23 protein-coding genes are annotated in these 22388 nt (G+C 37.7%); all 23 read left to right on the forward strand.

Features of this window, described 5'->3' with window-relative positions; translation table 11 throughout:
- Positions 1–11: 11 nt before the first annotated feature.
- The 23 genes from HZA10_02630 (at position 12) to HZA10_02740 (ending at position 22311) form a co-directional block, all read left to right on the forward strand.
- Positions 12–788, forward strand: coding sequence for an SDR family oxidoreductase (locus HZA10_02630; protein MBI5195198.1), 777 nt, complete (start codon positions 12–14; stop codon positions 786–788).
- Between the two features lie 20 nt (positions 789–808).
- On the forward strand, positions 809–1582 hold the full coding sequence (locus tag HZA10_02635; protein MBI5195199.1) for a transketolase: 774 nt from the start codon (positions 809–811) through the stop codon (positions 1580–1582).
- A complete protein-coding gene (locus HZA10_02640) occupies positions 1522–2526 on the forward strand; it encodes a hypothetical protein (protein ID MBI5195200.1) in 1005 nt (334 codons plus the stop codon). The genes HZA10_02635 and HZA10_02640 overlap by 61 nt, the downstream gene beginning before the upstream one ends.
- Complete coding sequence (locus HZA10_02645; GenBank protein ID MBI5195201.1) at positions 2519–3196, forward strand: methyltransferase domain-containing protein; 678 nt, start codon at positions 2519–2521, stop codon at positions 3194–3196. The genes HZA10_02640 and HZA10_02645 overlap by 8 nt, the downstream gene beginning before the upstream one ends.
- Positions 3197–4198: a hypothetical protein gene (locus HZA10_02650; protein ID MBI5195202.1), complete on the forward strand. Its 1002-nt coding sequence runs from the start codon at positions 3197–3199 to the stop codon at positions 4196–4198.
- Between the two features lie 2 nt (positions 4199–4200).
- Positions 4201–5007 carry an SDR family oxidoreductase gene (locus HZA10_02655; protein ID MBI5195203.1) on the forward strand — a complete coding sequence of 269 codons (807 nt, stop codon included), beginning with the start codon at positions 4201–4203 and terminating at the stop codon, positions 5005–5007.
- A 23-nt stretch (positions 5008–5030) separates the two neighbouring features.
- A complete protein-coding gene (locus HZA10_02660) occupies positions 5031–5834 on the forward strand; it encodes an SDR family oxidoreductase (GenBank protein ID MBI5195204.1) in 804 nt (267 codons plus the stop codon).
- Between the two features lie 12 nt (positions 5835–5846).
- Entirely contained in the window at positions 5847–6503 is a 657-nt protein-coding gene (locus HZA10_02665) for a class I SAM-dependent methyltransferase (GenBank protein ID MBI5195205.1), read from the forward strand.
- Positions 6463–6927 carry an NUDIX domain-containing protein gene (locus tag HZA10_02670; GenBank protein MBI5195206.1) on the forward strand — a complete coding sequence of 155 codons (465 nt, stop codon included), beginning with the start codon at positions 6463–6465 and terminating at the stop codon, positions 6925–6927. Before HZA10_02665 ends, HZA10_02670 begins: the two co-directional genes overlap by 41 nt.
- A 23-nt stretch (positions 6928–6950) precedes the next feature.
- Complete coding sequence (locus HZA10_02675) at positions 6951–7988, forward strand: zinc-binding dehydrogenase (protein ID MBI5195207.1); 1038 nt, start codon at positions 6951–6953, stop codon at positions 7986–7988.
- 2 nt (positions 7989–7990) lie between these two features.
- Positions 7991–9475 carry an adenylyltransferase/cytidyltransferase family protein gene (locus tag HZA10_02680; protein MBI5195208.1) on the forward strand — a complete coding sequence of 495 codons (1485 nt, stop codon included), beginning with the start codon at positions 7991–7993 and terminating at the stop codon, positions 9473–9475.
- Positions 9472–10167 carry a nucleotidyltransferase family protein gene (locus tag HZA10_02685; protein MBI5195209.1) on the forward strand — a complete coding sequence of 232 codons (696 nt, stop codon included), beginning with the start codon at positions 9472–9474 and terminating at the stop codon, positions 10165–10167. The genes HZA10_02680 and HZA10_02685 overlap by 4 nt, the downstream gene beginning before the upstream one ends.
- Positions 10164–11555, forward strand: coding sequence for a hypothetical protein (locus HZA10_02690; protein ID MBI5195210.1), 1392 nt, complete (start codon positions 10164–10166; stop codon positions 11553–11555). Before HZA10_02685 ends, HZA10_02690 begins: the two co-directional genes overlap by 4 nt.
- Positions 11556–11625: 70 nt before the next feature.
- The gene (locus HZA10_02695; protein ID MBI5195211.1) at positions 11626–12639 is read left to right on the forward strand and encodes a glycosyltransferase; all 1014 of its coding nucleotides are present in this window, start codon (positions 11626–11628) and stop codon (positions 12637–12639) included.
- Between the two features lie 23 nt (positions 12640–12662).
- Complete coding sequence (locus HZA10_02700) at positions 12663–13865, forward strand: class I SAM-dependent methyltransferase (GenBank protein MBI5195212.1); 1203 nt, start codon at positions 12663–12665, stop codon at positions 13863–13865.
- A 125-nt stretch (positions 13866–13990) separates the two neighbouring features.
- On the forward strand, positions 13991–14422 hold the full coding sequence (locus HZA10_02705) for a GxxExxY protein (GenBank protein ID MBI5195213.1): 432 nt from the start codon (positions 13991–13993) through the stop codon (positions 14420–14422).
- 124 nt (positions 14423–14546) lie between these two features.
- A complete protein-coding gene (locus HZA10_02710; GenBank protein MBI5195214.1) occupies positions 14547–15464 on the forward strand; it encodes an NAD-dependent epimerase/dehydratase family protein in 918 nt (305 codons plus the stop codon).
- A complete protein-coding gene (locus tag HZA10_02715) occupies positions 15461–16297 on the forward strand; it encodes a glycosyltransferase (protein ID MBI5195215.1) in 837 nt (278 codons plus the stop codon). The genes HZA10_02710 and HZA10_02715 overlap by 4 nt, the downstream gene beginning before the upstream one ends.
- Positions 16285–17574: a hypothetical protein gene (locus tag HZA10_02720; protein MBI5195216.1), complete on the forward strand. Its 1290-nt coding sequence runs from the start codon at positions 16285–16287 to the stop codon at positions 17572–17574. Before HZA10_02715 ends, HZA10_02720 begins: the two co-directional genes overlap by 13 nt.
- Positions 17552–18694: a glycosyltransferase gene (locus HZA10_02725; protein ID MBI5195217.1), complete on the forward strand. Its 1143-nt coding sequence runs from the start codon at positions 17552–17554 to the stop codon at positions 18692–18694. The genes HZA10_02720 and HZA10_02725 overlap by 23 nt, the downstream gene beginning before the upstream one ends.
- A complete protein-coding gene (locus HZA10_02730; protein MBI5195218.1) occupies positions 18691–19812 on the forward strand; it encodes a glycosyltransferase in 1122 nt (373 codons plus the stop codon). The genes HZA10_02725 and HZA10_02730 overlap by 4 nt, the downstream gene beginning before the upstream one ends.
- A gap of 125 nt (positions 19813–19937) precedes the next feature.
- Complete coding sequence (locus HZA10_02735) at positions 19938–21299, forward strand: B12-binding domain-containing radical SAM protein (GenBank protein ID MBI5195219.1); 1362 nt, start codon at positions 19938–19940, stop codon at positions 21297–21299.
- A 187-nt stretch (positions 21300–21486) separates the two neighbouring features.
- Entirely contained in the window at positions 21487–22311 is an 825-nt protein-coding gene (locus HZA10_02740; protein MBI5195220.1) for an FkbM family methyltransferase, read from the forward strand.
- Positions 22312–22388 lie beyond the last annotated feature (77 nt).

A 22388-nucleotide genomic window follows, 5' to 3' on the forward strand; every position in this document is an offset into this window, starting at 1 on the left:
GAGGCGGTATTTTGGATTTAGGCATCAATGGACGTTTAGCTTTGGTTACGGGCGCCGGGCGTGGTATTGGGCGTGCCATTGCGTTTTGTCTTGCAAGAGAGGGCGCTCGCGTTGCTGTTGTCGCAAGGAATTCTGCCGATATAGAAGAGGTGGTTAAAGAAATGGGGGGCGAGAGTACTGGACACCTCGGCATTGCTCTTGATTTGGTCAAAGAGAGCGGGCCCGCGGAGCTTGCTGATATTCTAAAAAAAGACTTTGGTGAAATTTCAATTCTGGTGCATAATGTCGGAGGCACTCTCAACATTAAAGACCCATTTTGTTCTGTTCAGGATTGGAGGCGTGTTTATCGTTTTAATTTTGAGATTGCAGTTGAACTAAACTCTATCCTGGTGCCTAAAATGCAATCAAGAAAATGGGGGCGTGTTGTCCATAATTCCTCAATTTCCGCAATGGAAAACCATGGTCCTGTAACATACTGCGCAATGAAAGCTGCTTTGACAGCATATACAAGAAGTTTTGGCGGCGTAGTCGCTCCTGATGGAGTAGTTGTCTCTGCTATACTGCCTGGCGCTATTTTTACTGAAAAGGGTTACTGGGATATAACATCAAAAGAGAATCCGGAGCATGTTAAAAAATATTTAACTGAAAGACAACGTATCGGACGTTTTGGAAGACCTGAAGAAATAGGGAATTATGTTGCATTCCTTTGCTCGGACCTGGCATCCTTTAACACCGGAAGCATAGTGCCTGTTGACGGGGGACAAGGCCGGGGATATTTTGGTCAGTAGAATAAAAGGAAGGAAAGCTTATGAATAAAGAACATCGCAGGAAAATAGTTGACATGGTTATTAGCGGGAAAGACGGGCACATCCCTAGTGCGTTCTCTATTATTGATATTATATCGGTGCTATATAAAAACTTTCTCAAATTCAATGCTAAGAATCATATGTGGGAGGATCGCGATTATTTCATATTGAGCAAGGGACATGGCTGCTTGGCTCTCTATGTTATTCTTAAAGAACATGGTTTTTTAACTGAACATGATCTAAGCATGTTTTGCAAGCCCGGCGGTATATTGGGTGAGCACCCTGATTGTACTAAGGTGCCGGGCGCTGAAGCGTCTACAGGCTCTCTCGGGCATGGCATGCCCTTTGCCGTTGGTATTGCTTTGGGCCTTAAAATTCGCAATAAATCCAATCGCATATGTGTTCTCGTAGGTGATGGTGAATGTCATGAAGGTACTATATGGGAATCTGCTAATGTTGCGAACAATTTAAGACTTGGAAATCTGTGTGTTATTGTGGATTGGAATGGCTCCGCGGCACAACTTATGCCATTTGATGATTTGCCTGCTAAATGGCGCGCTTTTGGCTGGCAAACAACAGTAGTTGACGGACATTCAGAGGAGGATCTCAAAGTTGCCTTTTCAAAAGTACAATTCAATTCTCATGGGGCTCCCACAGCTATAATTGCACGAACAATTAAAGGGAAAGGGGTGCCGATGCTTGAAGGTCATGGAATATGGCACCACAAGATACCCAACGAACAGGAATACAAAATAATCATGGAGGCATTATCTTGAAGTTAAAAAAGATAAGACAACAATTCGCGGATACCATGCTGGAGGTAGGGCAAAAAGATCCCAATTTGGTCGTTTTGATAGGTGATATAAGCCATTTTGTATTGCAGCCATTTGCTAAAGCTTGTCCGGGAAGGTTTTATAATATAGGTATATGTGAACCGACTATTGTGAGCATGGCAGCAGGATTAGCAAAGACAGGATTTTGCCCTGTTGTTCATACTATTGCGCCTTTTATTCTGGAAAGGTCTTTTGAACAAATCAAATTAGACTTTTGTTATCAAAAACTTCAGGGCAACCTTATAACAGTTGGAAGCGCGTTTGATTATTCAAACCTTGGATGCACTCATCATTGTTACAGTGATTTTGCTTTAATGAAATTACTTCCCAATACGCAAGTTGTTTATCCGGCGTCATGTCAGGAGTTTAATATGCTTTTTAAACAAACGTACAACAATACTTATCTGACATTATTCAGAGTTCCTGAACAGCAGCATGAGCAAAAGATTGATCCTTCTTTGATCCAGTTTGGTAAGGCTGTTAAATTATCGGAAGGTAATAACCTTACTATAGTGGTAACAGGGCCCCAGCTAAAAAATGTAATGGAGGCAAAGAACATACTCTCAGAAACTGGCTGGGACATTGAAGTTATTTATGTGCATACTTTATTGCCTCTGGATTTGACGTTAATACGTGAAAGCGTTAAAAAGACAAAGAAAGTGCTTGTTGTGGAAGAACATAATAGGTTTGGCGGTCTGGGAGATGATATTTTGCACGGTATATATGATATTGGAGAAATTCAGTTCCAATCTATTGCTATTGACACCTTTGTACATGATTATGGTACATATGAGCATCTTTGCTCAAGCATAGGGCTTTCGACTGAGGGAATAGTAAAATCAGTGCAAAATAACTTTAAAAACTCAAACAAGGGAGCGTATGTCTAAAAGAATAGCAAATGAGCCTCAAAATCAGATTCAGTTTGATAATTATAATGATAAAGGCGGAATAGTATTAGGACCATATACGAGTCACATCTGGAGGAATGATCCGCGGCATCTATGTTTTTTGCTGGCGAGATATAAATTTTGTGCAAAAATATTGGAGGGTAAGAAAGAAGTTTTAGAAGTGGGCTGCGGTGATTCTTTTGGAACGGCTATCGTTCTTCAGACGGTTGAAAAGATACATGCAATTGATATAGAACCTCTTGTAATTGAGGATAATATAAAAAGAGTTGGATACGGCAGTAAGTGCAGTTATGAGGTTTTGGATATTACAACGAGGCATTTAAACAAAGAGTTTGCTGGAGCCTTCGCCTTGGATGTAATTGAGCATATTCCGGCTGAACTTGAGACTAAGTTTATGACTAACATCTCAAGGTCTCTAAAACCAGATGGAATATGTATTATAGGCACTCCCAATATCAACGCTCAACAATACGCCTCGCCTGAGAGTGCAGAAGGACATATAAATTTGAAAGGCGCTCAAAGCTTAAAGGATTTACTGCTCCGGCACTTCAGCAATGTTTTTATATTTTCCATGAATGACGAAATTGTCCATACGGGTTTTTATTCCATGGCGCATTATTTATTTGCCGTTGGCATACAGAAAAAATAAATGAAGCAACTTGTTAAGAAAAGAATTATGGGATTATGGCATCAAGATAGTAAAGGAGTATCGTTAGGCGGTCTTATATTGTTAAATGTAATGCTGAAGGCAAAAGCTTTAATGCAGGATGGTATTGTCGGGGGAATATGTTTTATTTGTAATGATTTTGAAGAGGCCGGTGATTATATTGCTGAAATGCCGAAAAAGGACTGTGAACAATCTAATATTCTGTCAACCCTGTTAAGTTTTAATGAAATAAACACGTGCTATAAAGTTCAATCAATCAATGTAATTGAGAAAATTATGCAGGATGACACTGAATTGGAGTTTTTCCCCCCGCTATATTTAATTAAGCCTGAAACAAGCTCTCAAAATATATATGAATCTACTATGTTTTTACAGCAATTCTTCATGGAACATCAATATATACCTTATTTCAAGATGAAGCCTGAGGCCGTTAGAGGAGCAATTGAGATTTTTGATAAATACGTAGCGCCTTCTCTTCCCGTAGTAGTCCATCTAAAAAATAATCCCTCTCAAGCTAACTGCAGTAATGCGAGATTTAAAGAATGGGAGAAGTTTATTAGGATGCGCATTGATACTGATGATATTAAATTTATATTAATCGGTAACGAAGAAGTAGATAAACGCATTGCGGAGTTGCCTAATGTTATTGTTACAAAATATCTGGGGACAACACTTGCTCAAGAGTTGGCTTTAGTTGAAACTGCGTATGCATTTATGGGGATGTCAAGTGGACCGTGCAATGCAGCTATCTGTAGTAATATTCCTTATGTAATATACAAAAATCCGGGGCACCATACTGAAGCTATGGACTTGGAGCTGGGGGATAAGGAATGTTTTAATTTTGCCTCTCCACACCAGAAGTTATTGAGAATTTTTGAGACAAGTGATAACCTCTCCGCAAATTTTAATAACATTTTGTCTAATTGCAGCCGGGAGGCGTGGAACTCTCGTGTATCTTTTGCTTTTCAGGGATTTAGGTGTTGAAAATGAGCGGTAAATTTAATAATAAGGTCATATTAATTACGGGCGGAGCTCGAGGCATAGGAAAGAAAATTGCTAAAAAGTTTACTGAAGAAGGATCAAATGTAATCATATGCGATATTGATAAAGATCAAAGCGAGAAAACAAAACTTGAATTTGATAAAGAGGGACTGAGGGTTAATTTTATATGTATGGATTTAAGCAATAAAGGCGCACCCCAAGGAATGATTAGACAGATAATAAAGGATTTTGGGAAATTAGATGTGCTTGTTAACAATGCCCGTTCCGGAGAGAGAGTGGGCTTCTGGGAGGAAACTGATGATACATGGGACAAAGGTATTGCAGTGACACTAAAAGCTGCATTTTTTGCTTCTCAAGAAGCAATCAGAGCGATGTCACAGAATAGAGAAGGAAGTATCGTCAATATTGGCTCTATAGCAAGCAGTTTAGTGTGTCATGAATCTCCTGTTTATCATGCCGCAAAAGCCGGGTTAATGCATCTTACAAGATATCTTGCAGTTCACGGGGGGACTTATGGAGTTCGTGTAAACGCTGTATTGCCGGGTTTTATAGTCCAGGACGAGCATGTTGAAAGGTATGAAAGAGCTGATAATGAAGAATACAGAAAAACTGCTGAATTTTGTCATCCTATTAGAAAGGTAGGTTGTTCTGATGATATTGCAGAAGCAGTGTTGTTTCTATGTTCAACAGCGGCCTCTTTTATAACCGGACAGTGTATTATTGTAGATGGGGGATTAACAATCCAAGATCCCAGCAGTCTTCTGTCCAGTTTTGATAAGAAAATGTGTTGACTACCTAAAAGAATTACATTCCTATGGAACTGAATCTTAAAGAAAAAGTTGCAATAGTTACCGGCGGCAGTAAAGGGATAGGGAAATCAATTGCAAAGTCACTTGCTATAGAGGGCGCAAATGTTATAATCTGCGCCCGGGGAAAAGAGTCATTATGTGCAGCAGAAAAAGAAATCGCTGATGCCGGCGGTCATGTATTTGCGATTTCGGTAGACGCTGCAAATCCTGAATCTGTACAGAATGTAATTGATAAAACGATAGACAGGTACGGGAAATTAGACGTTCTTATTAACAATATAGGGGGGGTAAACAAGTTTGGCGGCTTTTTTGAGTTGAAGCCTGAGGACTGGAAACTTGCTTTTGATTTAAATGTCATGACGATGGTTTATTTTGTTGAGCGTGCTTATCCATGGCTCTGCCGGTCTGTTGCGCCACGCATTATTAATATCTCCTCAATTTCAGGATTGCAGCCTGGCTCTTATAACCCGCATTATACTATAACTAAAGCGGCAGTGATTAACTTAAGCAAGTGTTTATCTAATTTGTTTATGAAGGATAAAATCCTGGTAAATGTGGTTTGTCCGGGACCGGTTCATAGTGATTCTTGGGATAAAAATGTTCAGCACATAGCTAAACTTAAAGACATTTCATTGGAAGCGGCTAAGATTAGTATTGATATTGAAGAGTCTGCAAAAATTCCTATTGGGCGGATTGGAGAAGGAGATGACATTGCGGGCTTGGTTGCTTTTCTGGTATCTGATAAAGCATCATGGATAACTGGCTCGTGTTTTCATATTAATGGCGGTAAACTACATACAATTTCATAGAGAGGAATAAAAATGACTGAAATCAATTTACTTACTACACACCCTAAAACAGCGCGTGATTATGATAAGCGTGCGCTTGAGAAGACTCCGGAAATAATTGCTATTGCAAAGAGATTTGATAAGGATTTTTTTGACGGCGACAGGAAATGCGGATATGGCGGCTACAAGTACGATGGACGGTGGAAAACTGTCGTGAAGCGTATGAAGGAGTATTACAATTTATCAGACAATGCCGCAATTTTAGATATCGGTTGTGCAAAAGGGTTTATGCTGAATGACTTTAAAGAACTTATGCCTAATTGCACAGCAGCCGGCATAGATGTTAGTTCCTATGCAATTGAGAACGCTATGCTTTCTGTTAAGCCTTTCCTTAAAATAGCCAGCGCTGAAAAACTGCCTTATCCTGATAAGAGCTTTGATTTGGTTATTTCCATTAACTCAATTCATAATTTGCCTCTTGAACGTCTAAAGCAATCGCTTCGCGAAATAGAGCGTGTTTGCAGAGGGCACAGCTATATTACTATTGATGCCTGGCGCAATGAAGAGGAGCGCAGGAATCTTTATAAATGGGTGCTTACTGCTGAAACAATGATGCATGTTGATGACTGGGGAAAGCTTTTTAATGAGGTTGGCTACACAGGTGACTTCTGGTGGTTCATTGCGGATTGAGAAAGAAGTTGCACTTGCTATAATCTACGAAAACCGAGAAAAAATACTATTACAATTAAGGGATTTCAAGGAATGTATAAGCCATCCTGGAGAATGGGCGCTTTTTGGCGGAAGCGTAAAAAGTAAAGAATTGCCTGAATCAGCTTTAGCTCGTGAATTGAAAGAGGAATTAGATTTTACTGTAAAACAGTTATTACATTTCAGAAATTACGATTATAAAGTGGAATCTGCGCGTATATACGTATATGCTTGCCGTTCTACATTAGTTTTGGAAAGATTGAATCTCAAAGAGGGTCAGGATTTTGGAATATTTGGCATTAAAGAAATATTTAAGGGCAGGCTCTGTTCAAAAAAGCTGCAAGCCGAATATCCGGTTGCTGATTTAGCCTTAACTATTATTTCAGATTTCTTTTCTTGCCAATAATCTCACAATTTGATGTTGCATCTATGAAGGCTGCTGTCTTATATAAAACAGGGCATCCCCTAATTATTGAGGACAATGTAGAAATTCCAAAGTTGCAGCAAGGGCAGATTCTGGTAAGGATTGCGTTTAGCGGAGTTTGCCATAGCCAACTGATGGAGGTTCAGGGGAAGCGGGGAGAAGATAAATATCTTCCCCATATGCTTGGTCATGAAGGTTCAGGAAAGGTGATAGAAGTCGGCGATGCAGTAACGAAAGTTAAACCTGGCGATAATGTAATCTTAGGGTGGATTAAGGGTGAAGGCATAGACGCGCCCGGTCCCAGATACAAGAAAGGCAATATTACTTTTAATGCGGGCGCTATAACGACATTCAGCAACTATAGTATTATTTCAGAGAATCGTTGCGTCAAACTTCCGGAAGGGATTCCATTGGATGTTGCAGTGCTTTTTGGTTGTGCCATTCCAACTGGCGCAGGCATTGTGATGAACCATATAAGACCTGTAAAGGAATCAACGATCTCAATATTCGGTATGGGTGGAATTGGATTAAGCGCCCTTATGGCTGTGGGCTTATTTGAATGTAATAAAATTATTGTAATAGATATAGAAGAAGCAAAACTTGAACTTGCCAAGGAATTTGGCGCTACGCATACAATTAATGCTGCCCATAAAGACCCTGTATCTGAGATTTATAAAATTACTGATAATAAAGGCGTGGATTACAGTGTTGAAGCATCTGGCAATGCTAAAACAATTGAAATAGCCTTTCAATCAGTAAAAAAGTTTGGAGGTCTCTGTGTATTTGCCTCACATCCTGCCTATGGAAGTAAAATTGAACTGGACCCTTTTGATTTGATTTGTGGAAAGCGAATAGAAGGAAGCTGGGGCGGCGCGTCTAAGCCAGACCGGGATATATCCCTGCTTGCCGACTCATATAGAAGAGGCAAAATGCCCCTTGAAAAGTTGTTGAGCAAAAGGTATCTGCTGGAAGGTATAAATGAGGCGCTTGACGACATGGAAAACAGAAAAATCACCCGAGCCTTAATTGAAATGGAGGGATAATAATGCCGCTTCATCCGGAATCTATTGCTGCATTGCAAAATATTAAAGAAAAAACTAAGAACAAGCGCATTGTTTTTGTATCCGGCAATTTTAATATCATACACCCGGGACACCTCCGCCTTCTGCGCTTTGCAAAGGAATGCGGCGACTATCTTGTTGTTGGAGTGCTTGATTCTCAATCTAACGGTTCTATGATTGCAGAAGACCTGCGCCTTGAAGGCATACAGTCCATAAGCTGGGTTGATTATGGCTTTATCCTCCGTGATTTCCCCTCTTTGCTTATTGAAAAATTGAAACCTGCATTTGTTGTAAAAGGCAAGGAACATGAAGACGGCTATAATCCGGAAGAAGAAGTTATTGCCAAGGCAGGAGGAAAGCTTCTTTTCTGCTCCGGAGATATAAGTTTTTCCTCCATAGACTTGATGAGGCAGGAGTGGAAAGAACTGAATATCTCAACTATTAAAAAACCGCTTGATTTTCCTGAACGGCATAAATTTGATGTTAAACAGCTATGTAATATTCTCCCGGAAATGAAAAAACTTAACATTTGCGTTATAGGGGATATCATTGTTGATGAATATATCACGTGCGATGCATTAGGCATGTCACAGGAGGACCCTACTATCGTAGTAACCCCTGTACTGCAGGAAAAATATACCGGAGGCGCAGGGATAGTTGCGGCGCATGCTTGCGGGCTGGGAGGAGCAGTGCATTTTTTCTCTACTGTCGGTCAGGATGAAACCGCTTTATTTGCCGGAGAAAATCTCAAGAAAAATAAAGTGGAAGTACATTTTTATGAAGACGAAAGCAGACCTACTACTTTGAAGTGTAGATATAGAGCCGGACAAAAGACCCTTCTGAGAGTTAGTCATTTAAAGCAGCATGCGGTTAACAAGGAAATTCGGGAGCGGATGTTTCAGGATATTTGCGATATTATTAATCAGGTTGATTTGCTGATATTTGCAGATTTCAATTACGGGTGTCTGCCGCAGCCGTTGGTAGATAAAATAATTGATAGATGCTCAGAACTGGGTATTATGATGGTTGCCGACAGCCAATCGTCATCACAGGTCGGAGATATATCCAGGTTTAGAAATATGGCTCTGGTAACCCCTACAGAAAGGGAGGCGCGGTTTGCTGTCCATGATTTTGAATCAGGTCTTGTTGTGCTTGCCGAAAAGCTCAGACAGAAAGCACAGACAAGGAATATAGTGATAACACTGGGGGAAGAAGGGGTTCTTATTCATGCTGAAACAAACAAAAAAAACAAGTGGCTTACCGACCGCCTTTCCGCATTTAATACTGCTCCCAGGGACGTATCAGGAGCTGGCGACTCATTTCTGACATGCGCCTCAATGGCTATGGCTGCCGGAGCTGATATTTGGCAAAGTTCATATCTGGGGTCTCTCGCCGCTGCATGCCAGGTAGGCCGGCTTGGTAATATCCCTCTTGCTCCGGAAGAACTAAAAATGGAGCTTGGCGGTTGAGGGCTTTACTGCTTGCTGCGGGTTTAGGAACAAGACTTCGCCCTCTTACAGATACAATACCCAAATGCCTCGTACCAATCAATGGTAAGCCGCTTCTTTATTATTGGCTTGCAATACTCAATGATGCTAAGGTTAAGCCGATACTTGTCAACCTCCACTATTTTGCTGATAAAGTTGCTGATTATATAAAGGCGAGTGAGTTTAATAGCATAGTTCAAGCAGTTTATGAAGAGGAATTGCTCGGTACTGCCGGGACTCTTCTTAAAAATAAAGATTTTTTTGAAGAAGAAACACTGATGCTTGTTCATGCTGACAATATTTCCAAATTTAATGTGAGCGATTTCATAGAGCATCACAAAAATCGTCCTGCTGATTGTGAGATAACTATGATGACTTTTTCTGCTTCAACTCCTGAAACTTGCGGGATTGTTGAATTAGACGAACAGGGAGTAGTAAAGGCTTTCTATGAAAAAGCATTAAATCCCCCGGGTAACTTGGCTAATGGTGCGGTTTACATTCTTGAACCGTCAATTTTTAGATTTCTTGAGGGTTTGGGAAAAGAAATAATTGATTTTAGTACAGAAGTATTGCCTCATTTTATCGGTAGAATATATACATTTCATAATGATTTATATCACAGAGATATTGGGACCATAGAGAGTTATGAACAGGCGTTAAAGGATTTAAAGTGAGCGAATATTTATTATCATCCAATAAGCATCTGACAGAAGTTTTTTTATATTTTAAGAAATATTTAAGTAAAGCCGGCGTGGACCGCGCTGTTTTTTACGGAATTTTGGCAAGGGGGTGGGGCATTTGCGCAGGGCCCATAACGGCGCTTTTAATTGCGACCAAATTTACTCCTAATGTGCAGGGCTATTATTACACCTTTGCAAATTTACTTGCATTACAGGTTTTTGTTGAATTAGGGTTGGGAACTGTAATTGTACAGTTTGCAAGTCATGAGTGGTCCAAATTGAGCCTTGATAAAAACGGTTTAATTACGGGGGACGATAAGGCCCTTTCAAAATTGATTAGTTTGGCAAGGGTTTCAATAAGATGGTATTTTGCGGGAGGTATAGTATTAATATTAGGGTTAGGTATTGGAGGAACCATTTTCTTTTCCGGTTCTAATGTGAATGCTTTAAATATTAACTGGTTATTCCCATGGTTAATGTTATGTTTACTGACAGGCTTGATACTGTTGTTAGTGCCAATATGGTCCTTACTTGAAGGGTGCAATCAGGTTAATAATTTATATGCATTCAGATTATGGCAGGGGTTATGTACATCTCTATCGCTTTGGGCGGCAATGTTAGCAGGCGCGGAATTATGGACCGTAGCTGTTTCAAGCATTACGACCATTATTTGCGCCTTAATATTTCTAAAGAAAAGATATTGGAAATTTTTAAAGACATTACTGTTTTCAATACCGCAAAGAGACCATATTTCGTGGTATGAAAATATATTACCGATGCAGTGGAGAATAGCTGTTTCATGGATTAGCGGGTATTTTGTATTTTCTTTTTTTACGCCTGTTCTTTTTAAGTACCATGGACCTGTTGCGGCAGGTCAATTTGGAATGACTTGGAGTGTAATCGGAGTTATTGGAGCGTTGTCAAACTCATGGCTTGCGCCGAGAGTGCCGCAATTCGGAATTTTAATATCTCAAAGAAAATATAAGGAGCTTAATTATCTTTTCTGGAAGATAACCAAAGTTGTAACTATTGTAGGTATATGCGCAGGCATTGCAATCTGGCTTGTTATATACGCATTAAACCGGTTAAATCACCCATTGTCTTTGAGATTGGCAGCTCCTTTGCCGGCAGGACTGCTTATTTTAGCTCAACTGATAGTCACATTTTCGCTTCCTTTTGCAGCCTATATGCGTGCCCACAAAGAGGAACCATTGATGGGATTGTCTGTTATATCAGGAAGTTTAATCGGTCTGTCAACATTTATTTTGGGCAAATATTATGGCATTAAAGGAATGGCAATAGGATATTTAACGGTCAATGCGATTATTATCCCCTTGGTTATAGTGACATGGTATCGCTGCAGAAAGGAATGGCATATATAATTTGTGATAATAAACAGTAGTGGTGAGTATTTAAATGGATAAGTGATAGCTTGTCAAGGAAATTAAGAAAATGAAATCGCCAAAACTTACAATCAGCCTGCCTAATTATAATCATGCCTGTTTTCTAAGTGAAGCTATTGAATCAATACTGACCCAACCGTATAAAGAATTTGAATTAATTATAGTTGATGATGGCTCAACAGACAATAGTGTTGAAATAATAGAGCAGTTTGCAAGAGGAGATTCCAGAATAATCTTCTTAAAGAATAAAAAAAATATGGGAGTTGAATTTTCCTTGAAACGCATCTTACAGCACACTACAGGTGAATATATTCATTTTTTTTCAGCGGATGATAGGATATTCCCTATGTTCTATGAAAATACGATGAATTTGCTGGCGCGGTATCCAGATGCAGGGCTTTGCTGCTCAGATTTTGCAACTTTAGATGGGATTACAGGAACCATATCTGAGAAATGTTTTAATATAGTTGATGCTCCATGCTGCTTTTCGCCGAGTGAAATTATTTGTTTATTAAAAAAAACACATTTTTGGATATCAGGTTTCCATTCAATCGTAAAACGGACTGCTTTAACTGAAGCTGGCGGCTTTAAGCCGGGATTGAAGTGGCACTGTGATTGGTTTTCTCTGCATGTTATTGCATTCAGACATGGCATTTGTTATATCCCGGAAGCAATGGCTGCTTTAAGAGTGTTGCCAAACTCATATTCATCAGCAGGCACAAAAAGATTCTCAGAACAGCGTGAGGTTTTAAGGAATATGCTTGATTATCTGAAGTCACTGGAGTATAAAGATGTTCTGCTAATGTTTCAGAAAAGCAATATTTTATCTATTTTTGGTAAAAATATGCTTCGCTTAATGCTGGCTAATCCAAAATATGTGGATTTTTTATCACCCCGCCTTATATGGAGTATTTTTGCACTTGAATGCCGCAAGATAGTATCTCCCTATGCACCGGAAGGATTGAAAGTTGTTTATAGAGATATTCATAAAATGATAGCGAAAAAATATTTTATTAGAAAGTATGGTTCAACAAAGTTAACTAAACAAGGTAAATTTATTTGAATATAAATGATGTTACTTCAACTATGCACTGCCGTGTTTGTGATTTAATAAACTTAGAGCTTGCCGTAGACCTTGGTATCCAGCCCTGGGCAAATCACTTTCTAAAAAAAGAAGAAGTTGGAAAGGAGCCGTTCTATCCGCTTCGGGTCCTCTATTGCCATGACTGCTTAACGGCACAGCTTGACTACACAGTAAAAAAAGAGGTTATGTTTGGAAACCATACATATCTTTCCGGTATTACCAAGTCGTTGAGCGAACACTTTAAAAATGTGGCTGAGGATGTGGATTCAAGGTTCTTTAAAAATACAAATAATAAATCAGTTCTTGATATTGGCTCAAATGACGGGACGCAATTAAAGCATTTTAAAGCTTTAGGATATAATGTTTTGGGAGTTGAATCTTCTAAAACTACTGCAAAGATTGCTAATGAAGCAGGAGTTGAAACATTGAATGAGTTTTTTAATCTTGATACGGCAAGAAAAATAAACCGCAAATTTCATTTAATAAACGCGGCTGGTGTTTTTTTTCATCTTGAAGAACTTCATTCTGTCGCTGAAGGCATTAGAGAGGCATTGAGAGATGATGGAGTTTTTGTTGTGCAGTTTCTCTACATGAAGCGGATTATAGAAAATCTGGCATTTGACCAGATTTATCATGAGCATCTGCTTTATTATAACTTACAGACAATAGAGGTCTTGTTAAATCGTCATGGGCTTTCTATGTTTGATGCCTATCTGTCACCGATACATGGAGGTTCAATTATTGGTTTTGTTAGGCATAAAGGTAAAAATCCGCCTTCTGAACGATTGCAACAAATGCGGCAGGCAGAGGTGGCTGCCGGCAGTAACAAGTTTTCTGCTTATTTAGAGTTTGCTGAAAATATAAAAAGAATGAGAGAAGAAAATATTACTTATCTTGACAGGGTTAAGAAAGAAAATAAAAAAATATTTGGAATGGGGGCGCCGGTCAAAGGGAATACACTATTGAATTATTTCGGCGTAGGGACTACATATATTGACTATCTTGTAGAAAAAAATGAGTTGCGGCGCGGACTTTATTCACCCGGCATGCACATCCCCATAGTAATAGAAAAAGAATTAGCTGAACATCCGGATATCTATTATGTACTTGCCTGGAACTTTAAAAAAGAAATTTTAGCGAATAATAAACATTTAATTGATAAAGGTGTGGAATTTTATTTTCCTGTTAATCCAAAGGAGATTTAAGCCGCGGATTTACACGGATAAACACGGATGAGCACCTATGATAATGAAAGAAAAAACATCAGCGGTAATCGGTGTAAATCTGTGGCTGAACAGTTATAGCCGCGGATTCGCACGGATGTGTACAAATGAATGCAAGGTCACTAAAACATAAAGAATTGACAGATAAGATTATTAAAGGTTTTTATGAAGTATATAATGAGCTTGGATATGGATTTCTGGAATCTGTTTATGAGCGTGCTTTAAATATTGTTTTTGAGAGTTATGGATTACAGGTAGAAAGGCAGAAAGATATAGCTGTTCATTTTAGAACTATGGTTATTGGTGAATATAGGGCAGATCTGGTTGTAGAAGACACAGTGATAGTAGAAATAAAGGCGGGACGTGCTTTAGCGCCTGAGCATGAGGCACAGGTAATGAACTATTTGAGAGCAACAAACATAGAAATTGGGTTCCTTGTTAATTTTGGACAGAAGCCAGAATTTAAGAGATTTGTCTATGATAATGAAAGAAAAAGTATCAGCGGTAATCTGTGCAAATCAGTGGCTGAAAAGTTGTAGCCGCGGATTCGCACGGATGAACACGGATAGATTCAAATTCAAGAGATTATAGTTGTTATTCTTGAGATAATAAAAGAAAAAACATCAGTGATAATCTGTGAATATCCGTGGCTAAAAGACTAATATGAAAATACTCATTACCGGTGCGACGGGATTTCTTGGAACCGCTTTATGCAAGCAGCTTGAGACGGAAGGGCATGAATTAATCCGTTTAAACTCTAAAAATTGTGATTTAACCAGGCAAGACTCATTACTAAACTTCAATAACAATCAATATGACCAAATCTATCACTTAGCGGCGTGGACTCAAGCCGGAGATTTCTGCCTGTATCATTCAGGAGAGCAGTGGATAATTAATCAACAGATTAATACCAATGTCCTATCATGGTGGAAAGAATATCAGCCGCAGGCAAAATTAATCTGTATGGGAACAAGCTGCGCGTATGATCCTGATTTAGAACTGATTGAAGAGAATTATTTAACTGGGAAGCCGATAGATAGCCTCTTCACATATGCTATGACCAAACGAATGCTTTACTCTGGCTTGCTTGCATTGAATAAACAATATGGTTTGAAATATCTTTGTTTTGTCCCTTCCACCCTTTATGGTCCCGGTTATCATACAGATGGAAGACAGATGCATTTTATCTTTGATATTATAAGAAAGATTATAAGGGGAAAAGAATATGGAGAACCAGTTGTTCTATGGGGCGATGGTTATCAGAAAAGAGAATTAGTTTTTATAGATGATTTTGTTGGGATTATGCTGGGAATTACAGATAAATGTGAAAACGATCTTATAAATATAGGGTCAGGTCGCGAATATACAATTCGGGAATTCGCATCTCACATATGCGAAATTGTCGGATATAATTTTGAATGGATTCAGTTTGATACAACGAAATATGTGGGCGCAAAAAATAAATGCCTTGTAACAAGCAAACTGAACAAATTAAATGCTGATCAACAGATGACTACCCTGCAAAGAGGATTACGAAAAACTATCGATTGGTTTGTTGTGAATAAGGAAATACTATTATGACTACTGCCAACCAACCATTAGTTACGATTATAATGCCTACCTATAATCGTGTGGCTTTTCTAGAAAAAAGTATTTTAAATGTTCTTAACCAAACATATCAAAATATAGAGTTAATTGTTATGGATAATGCCTCTACAGACGGCTCGGTAGAAATACTAAATCAGGTTTCTAAGTGTGATAAAAGAATGATGTATGTTTCTGAAAAAGACAGCGGTGAGGTTGACGCAACTAATAAGGGCATTACGCTTGCTAGCGGAGATATAATTGGTTTTAAGGCAAGTGATGATTTTTATGTATTGGATGCTATTGAGCAAGCGGTCAACTTTCTTGAGAATAATTCCGAATATTGTGCGGTTAGCGGTGATGCCTTATTCATTGACAAAAATGGGAATTTCTTGAATCGGGGTATGATTACATACAGAGGAGTAATGGACAAGGCACATATTAAACATGTTCTTATGTTCAGACAGGGTGGGTTTACATGCCATAGTTGTTTTTTTGTCCAGCGTAATGCAATTGCAGCGACAGGATATTTTGACCCGCTATTTTCGCTGACACCAGACTTTGAATTTTGCATGAGACTATTAAGTAATGGATATAAAATCGGATGTATTAGAAAAATACTAGTTCACTATACAATCCATGAGGACGCTGGTGCTATTAAGTATCGCAAGGGAGCAATAAAACAAAATCGTTTGATTCGTAATAAATACAACTGGTCATTGTTTAATGAAACTATAAGGATATCAATTGGCAGGTTTATCAGTTATTGCTCAAACCGATACAGAACCCCTATAGTTAAAAGATTATTACATACTGTATGGAATGGTTAAATTATGAAATAGTTGCTCTCTGTGCAGTTTTAATTACACCATTAATTTTCACGCCAAAGCGACTTGCGAATCCATATTTTTTGCTTGCAGGCAACGTTGTTTTATTTTTTGTCCTTAAATATGTTTTTAATACTATATTTAATATTGACTTTTTGCTTGATGTTGAAAAGACGGATATAGATATTGAGCTGTGGTACTTTATTGCATATATTACAACAGCATACTTAACGTCAATGCTATTTATATACATGAACAATATAAAACATATTAATTTTAGTTATACATACTTAGTCAATAACAAAGCCTACTTTACTTCAATATTGTTACCTATCGCACTTGTTTTAATTGTAATATTTGCAATGGATATAAATCCATTAATACAATCAATACTAGTAAGAAGGTTTACACAAGCAAAAGGGATGTTTTACATCTTAGCTGTTATACTTTTCTTAATCAACTTAATGGTTGTAGATTTATTACAATGTATTTTTTTAGCTAAAAAAAGACCGCCCTCTAAATTAATATTTGCTACGATAATATGCTTTGGATATGCAGTTATTAGTGGTTATGCTTCAACAATAGTTAGCGGTTTTATATGTTTTGTTATATTTATGTCTGCTTATAAGAAACTAAAAGTTGAGTTATATGTGGTTCTTATAATGCCATTAATAATGCTCTATGCCGTGATTCATAACCAGTTCAGGTTGTTAAATCTTAACGACAAAATATCTTTTATTGAAATAATAGGTAAAATAAATATTAACGCTGAATTACTTGTAAACATATTTAATAGATTCGATTATCTTGAAATGTATGTAAAAGGGCATCAGCTTGTAAAAACAATGGAACCTGATATGGGCTTGTCAATGCTTACGGCGATAATTCAGTTTATTCCAAGAGCATTTTGGCCCGATAAACCACTGAATACATCTTCTTTTTTTTCGAATCAAATAATACCAAATGTAATGGAAGAAGCTGGATCTACCGCTAATTTCAATTCCTTGAATGAATTTAGCAGGTCATTAGGACCAATTTCTGGGGTGCTTGTTGGAGGTGTTCTATTTGGCTTGCTTCTTGGTTGGGCCTATTTAGAATATCGTAAGTCGCTAAATGATCAATATTGTTCATTATATTATTCTTTAATTGTTTGTCAGTTTATCACGTTAGGTTTTAGCGCAGGATTTATTAATGATGTAGCTATTCAGGTATTTATCATAAATTTGTTGCTTTTCAAAATATTCATATCGAGACAAAATGTCAATCCCCTTAGTCAATAAAAAAATTTTTTTTGTGGCACAAGGTCTTAATGGTGGCATTGCGTCAGCAACTTCGCAGCTTGCAATTAATTTAAATAAAGATGGGTGGACCCCTTTCGTGGTTTTTGTCGGTAGACCGGCTAAAAATAATAACAAAGTATTATTGCTTTCGAATGGGGTTCAATGTTTGGAGATTGTTACCAGCCATAGAAGATCTACTGGTGAAGTTATTAATATATTACGATCGATAAGAACCATATCTAAACAAGCTACTTCATTTGAACCCGATGTAATAGTGCTTTCTGGAATTATCCCCGCGATATTTTATGCCCCTATCCTGAAATTGCGGATGTCCAAGCCAATAGTGATATGGGAACATGGGCCACAATTATCATATAGTAGTATAAAAAAGTATTTATTTTATTTTTCTAATTTTTTTATTGATAGTCATATTAGTGTTTCAAAATCAAGTAATGTATTTTATACGAGTTTATTTAGTTATGTGGATGTTAATAAGTCAACCATAATTGAAAATGCAGTGGACTTTAGTACATATGATAGACAAGATTTATCCAAAGATGATGCCTTTGCTTTTTTAAATATTATTGTAATTGCTCGATTAGACTTATTTCAAAAAGATCACAGAACTATCATAAAAGCAGCTAGTTTATTGAAAGCCAATAACATACCTTTTCATATCGATTTCGCAGGTGATGGACCAGACAAATCGTTGCTGTCTAATTTTATCGTCAAAATGGGATTATCTGGTCAGATTACAATATTAGGACAAGTCGAATATATCCCACAACTATTGAGCAAGTACAATATATGTTGTTTATCGACAAAATATGAAGGTGGACCGTCTTTAGCAATTATAGAAGGCTTTGCTTCTGGTTTATTATGTATTGCGTCGGATGTTATAGGAGTGAGCGATGCAATTACCAACGGGCATAACGGTATATTGTTCGAATATAATAATCATGAACAACTATCATCTAAGCTGATTTGGATAATAAATAATCCTTTGCAATCTTCTCAAATTGCCAACACTGGCTACCAAGAGGGTTTAGTGAGGTTTGACTCTAAATGCCAAACAAGTAAGTTCGGTTCTCATTTATCGAAAATGTTAGCATTGAAATGAAAATATTATTAGTTATTGAATCAAGCGGTGGTGGGTCTAGTAAATGTGTTATTGACTTGGCAAAATTCTTATTGGATAGCGGGCATGAAGTACATTTGATATATTCACCACTGAGGATGGATTATAAATTTGAAAAAAGTATCAATGAATTAATATCTGCTGGTCTGTTCTTATATTCTATTCCAATGAAGACAAAACCGTCTTTTTCTGATTTCTGGTGTATCCTACTAATAAGACGATATATTGTATCGCATGGCCCTTTCAATATAATTCACGGTCATAGTTCTAAAGGTGGAGCCTTATCTAGATTATCTGCGGTATTTACAGCTTCTAAAAAGGTATTTACGCCCCATACTTTAATAACGATGGATCCTCAAATAAGTTTAATAAAAAAACAAGTTTACAAATTTATTGAACATTTATTGTTCTTTATAACAGACGCTGTAATAACTGTTTCGGAGCAAGAGTATGACCACTGCGTAGATATGGGATTTGCTAAAGATAAATTGTATTTAATACCAATTGGGATCGATATATATATGCATCAATCAAAACAGTATAGTCGTGAAAATTTTAATATTCCGAATGATCATGTTTGTGTTGGATTTGTTGGGCATAATTTGCCAGCTAAATCAGTACATACTCTCATAGGTGCATTCAAAAAACTAATATTAAACAACAACAGATGCTCCTTGATATTGGTAGGTAATGGGTTTAGTCCTATACACAGTTTAATATCAGATTTACAACTAGACGACCATGTCTTTATTTTGGGTGAATTAGACGGCTATGCTTCAATGTTTCTTTTTGATATATTCGCTTTAAGCAGTAGATATGAAACAGGGCCTTATGTAGTTTTAGAAGCCATGCAAGCTGGGTTACCCATAGTAACTACTGAAGTAGGAAGATGTGGGCTTTATGTTGTTCATAAGGGTAATGGTTTCATAGTTCCAGTCAATGATGAAGATTCACTGCTTAGAGCATTAGTTTTATTGACTGAAGACAAGGAGTTGCGACGTAGTATGGGCAAAAAATCATTGGTTTTAGTCAAACAATTTAATGTTCAGCGTATGAACAGCGATATTTTGAAACTATACAATGCACTTTCCCAGGGTTAGCGTACACACCGAAAGAGGTGCTTACACAAAATTATTTACATCAGACCTCACAAGACCTCACAAAGACCTCACAAATAGTTGACTTATTTAAAAAGATGAAATAAAATTATGGGTAGAATTATTATATGGCAAGATTCAGCTTAATAAACCCAAATGATGCGGCTTGTTATACTTTCAGCCGTGCCCGTACAAGAAGAATTCCACTGGGCCAAGCTTACATAGCGGCCGCACTTAAACGAGCCGGCCATTCTGTGTGGGTATTAGACGCAAGTGCTGATGATTTGTCCCAAGATGAGATTGTAAAAAAAATTGCCGATAGTCAGCCTGAGTTTGTCGGCATTAGCGGCACGACACCTTTGTATAGTCAAATCACTTCACTTTCTAAAAAGATTAAAGACGCTATTCCTAATGTCACGGTTATTTTAGGTGGTCCTCATGTAAGTGCGCTTCCAATTCCAAGCCTTAATACAAGTGCGGCAGATTTTATTTGTATTGGTGAGGGAGAAGAATCGGTTGTTTCTATTGTTGACACGGTTATTAATAGAACGGATCCGTCTAAAATACCAGGTATTGCTTATAAATCAAATGGCGATGGAGTAGTTACCCAAAAGCATCGTTTGCGATTGAATCAACCTATTCAAACAACCATTCGTGCTGTTGATTTGAATGTTTGCCCGATTCCTGCCCGTGACATCTATGACCACAGTAAATATGTTGATTACGCTCGAGGAATAGTATCATCACAAACGGGTGCCATGTTCTCCCGTGGTTGTCCAGGCAAATGTGCGTTTTGTGGCGCAGCAAACACATTGGTTAGATGGAGAAATCTTGATAATGTTATTGCAGAGTTAAAACAGATTCAAGACATGGGTATTTCCAATCTATTCGTGATGGATGATACATACACCAATCAAAAAAAGCGTGTTCTTGATTTAAGTAAAAGAATCGTGGAAAGCGGAATCAAATTGAATATCAGTGTCCAACTTCGTCTTGACCAAATTGACAAAGAAGTTTGTGATGCGATGTATGCCAGTGGAGTAAAATATGTGGGGCCAGGCATTGAATCGGGTAGCGAAAAGATTATGAAAGCCATTGGCAAGGGGCCAAGAGAATCAAAAGAACACATGAGAGAGAAAATCAGACTTCTTAAGGAATATGATTGGATTATTCGTTGTTCGTATGTTTTTGGTATGGTTGGAGAAACGGAAAAAGATATCATGGAAACGATTGAGTTCGCAAAAGAACTTGATGCCAACGAAAGTGCATTTTCTATTTTAACTCCTTACCCCGACTCGCCACTGTGGAATTTAGCTTTGAAAATGGGTAAAGTAGATGAATACATGGATTTCAACCGGTTCTTATATTATCATACGGTTGGCTGTAATCTTTCAGAAGTTCCAACAGACCGTTTGCTCGAATTACATGAATTGGCTTACAATACAGTTAAGAGCACAGCTTACACTTTACACACTCTGAGGCCGAACTAAAATTACTTTCTGAGATCTTATGTCAATAGTTGACGCTAATGGCTCATGCGTGCTTTGGACGCACTTCCCCCGAAATAGCGGACACACCGAAAGAGGCGCTTACACAAAATTATTGACATCAGACCTCACTATATCAAATTTACACAAAATAGTTGATAGTATCAACAAACGAACCATGAGGTAGGTTATGTTTGGGAATAGAGGAATAAAGGAGATACTGAGGGCAATAATTGGGAAACAACACTATATTGCCATAATAAATATGGCAAGGAATTATCCAGACTTCTTAGAAAATACATCTCGGTACCTAACAGGAATTGGCAGTTATCCTTATGATATAAAGATAAAGACTCCTATTGGAATCATAGAACCAAAACTATATAGCCATCATGATATGCTGACAGTAAACGAAATTTTTTGCCGTTCAGATTACCCTGCTGATGAAAGCGTAAGTACCGTTGTGGACATAGGGTCAAATATTGGTATAAGCGCCTTGTATTTTCTTTCGAGGAATAATGAATCAAAATGCTATCTATATGAACCTGACAAGAGGAACATTGAAAAACTCAAAAAGAATCTCTCAGGTTTTTTAAAAAGGTACAGCTTGCATGAAAATGCCGTTTCATATGAAAGTGGTCAACTAGAATTTGGGATTGAGGCTACAGGACGATATGGCGGCATCGGAATAAAATCAAAAGAAATGATTATAGTTAATTGTTTAGAAATCAATGATGTAATTAAGAATGTTCTCTCCAATGAAGGATATATTGACATTCTTAAAATTGATACTGAAGGGGTAGAAATAAAAACAGTAGAGAATATAGAAGTTGATTTGTTAAGACGAATAAAGATAATCTATTTGGAAGCTAAACCCAAACACCAACTGCATTCAAGTATATTTAAGCAAAAGCAATACGGTAGTGTATGTCAACTAGTGAACAAAGAACACATAACACTTATAAGGCTTCCGCTTGTCAAGGGCAAAAAATCACCCTTAGCGGATTTTGAATAAATAATCTTCCGCTTTAATCTAAAGCGATACGCACATCAAAAACACACTCTGACTTAGTTTCACAATCACCGGCTGAC

Source organism: Nitrospirota bacterium, from assembly GCA_016212185.1.
Taxonomy (GTDB): Bacteria; Nitrospirota; Thermodesulfovibrionia; order UBA6902; family DSMQ01; genus JACRGX01.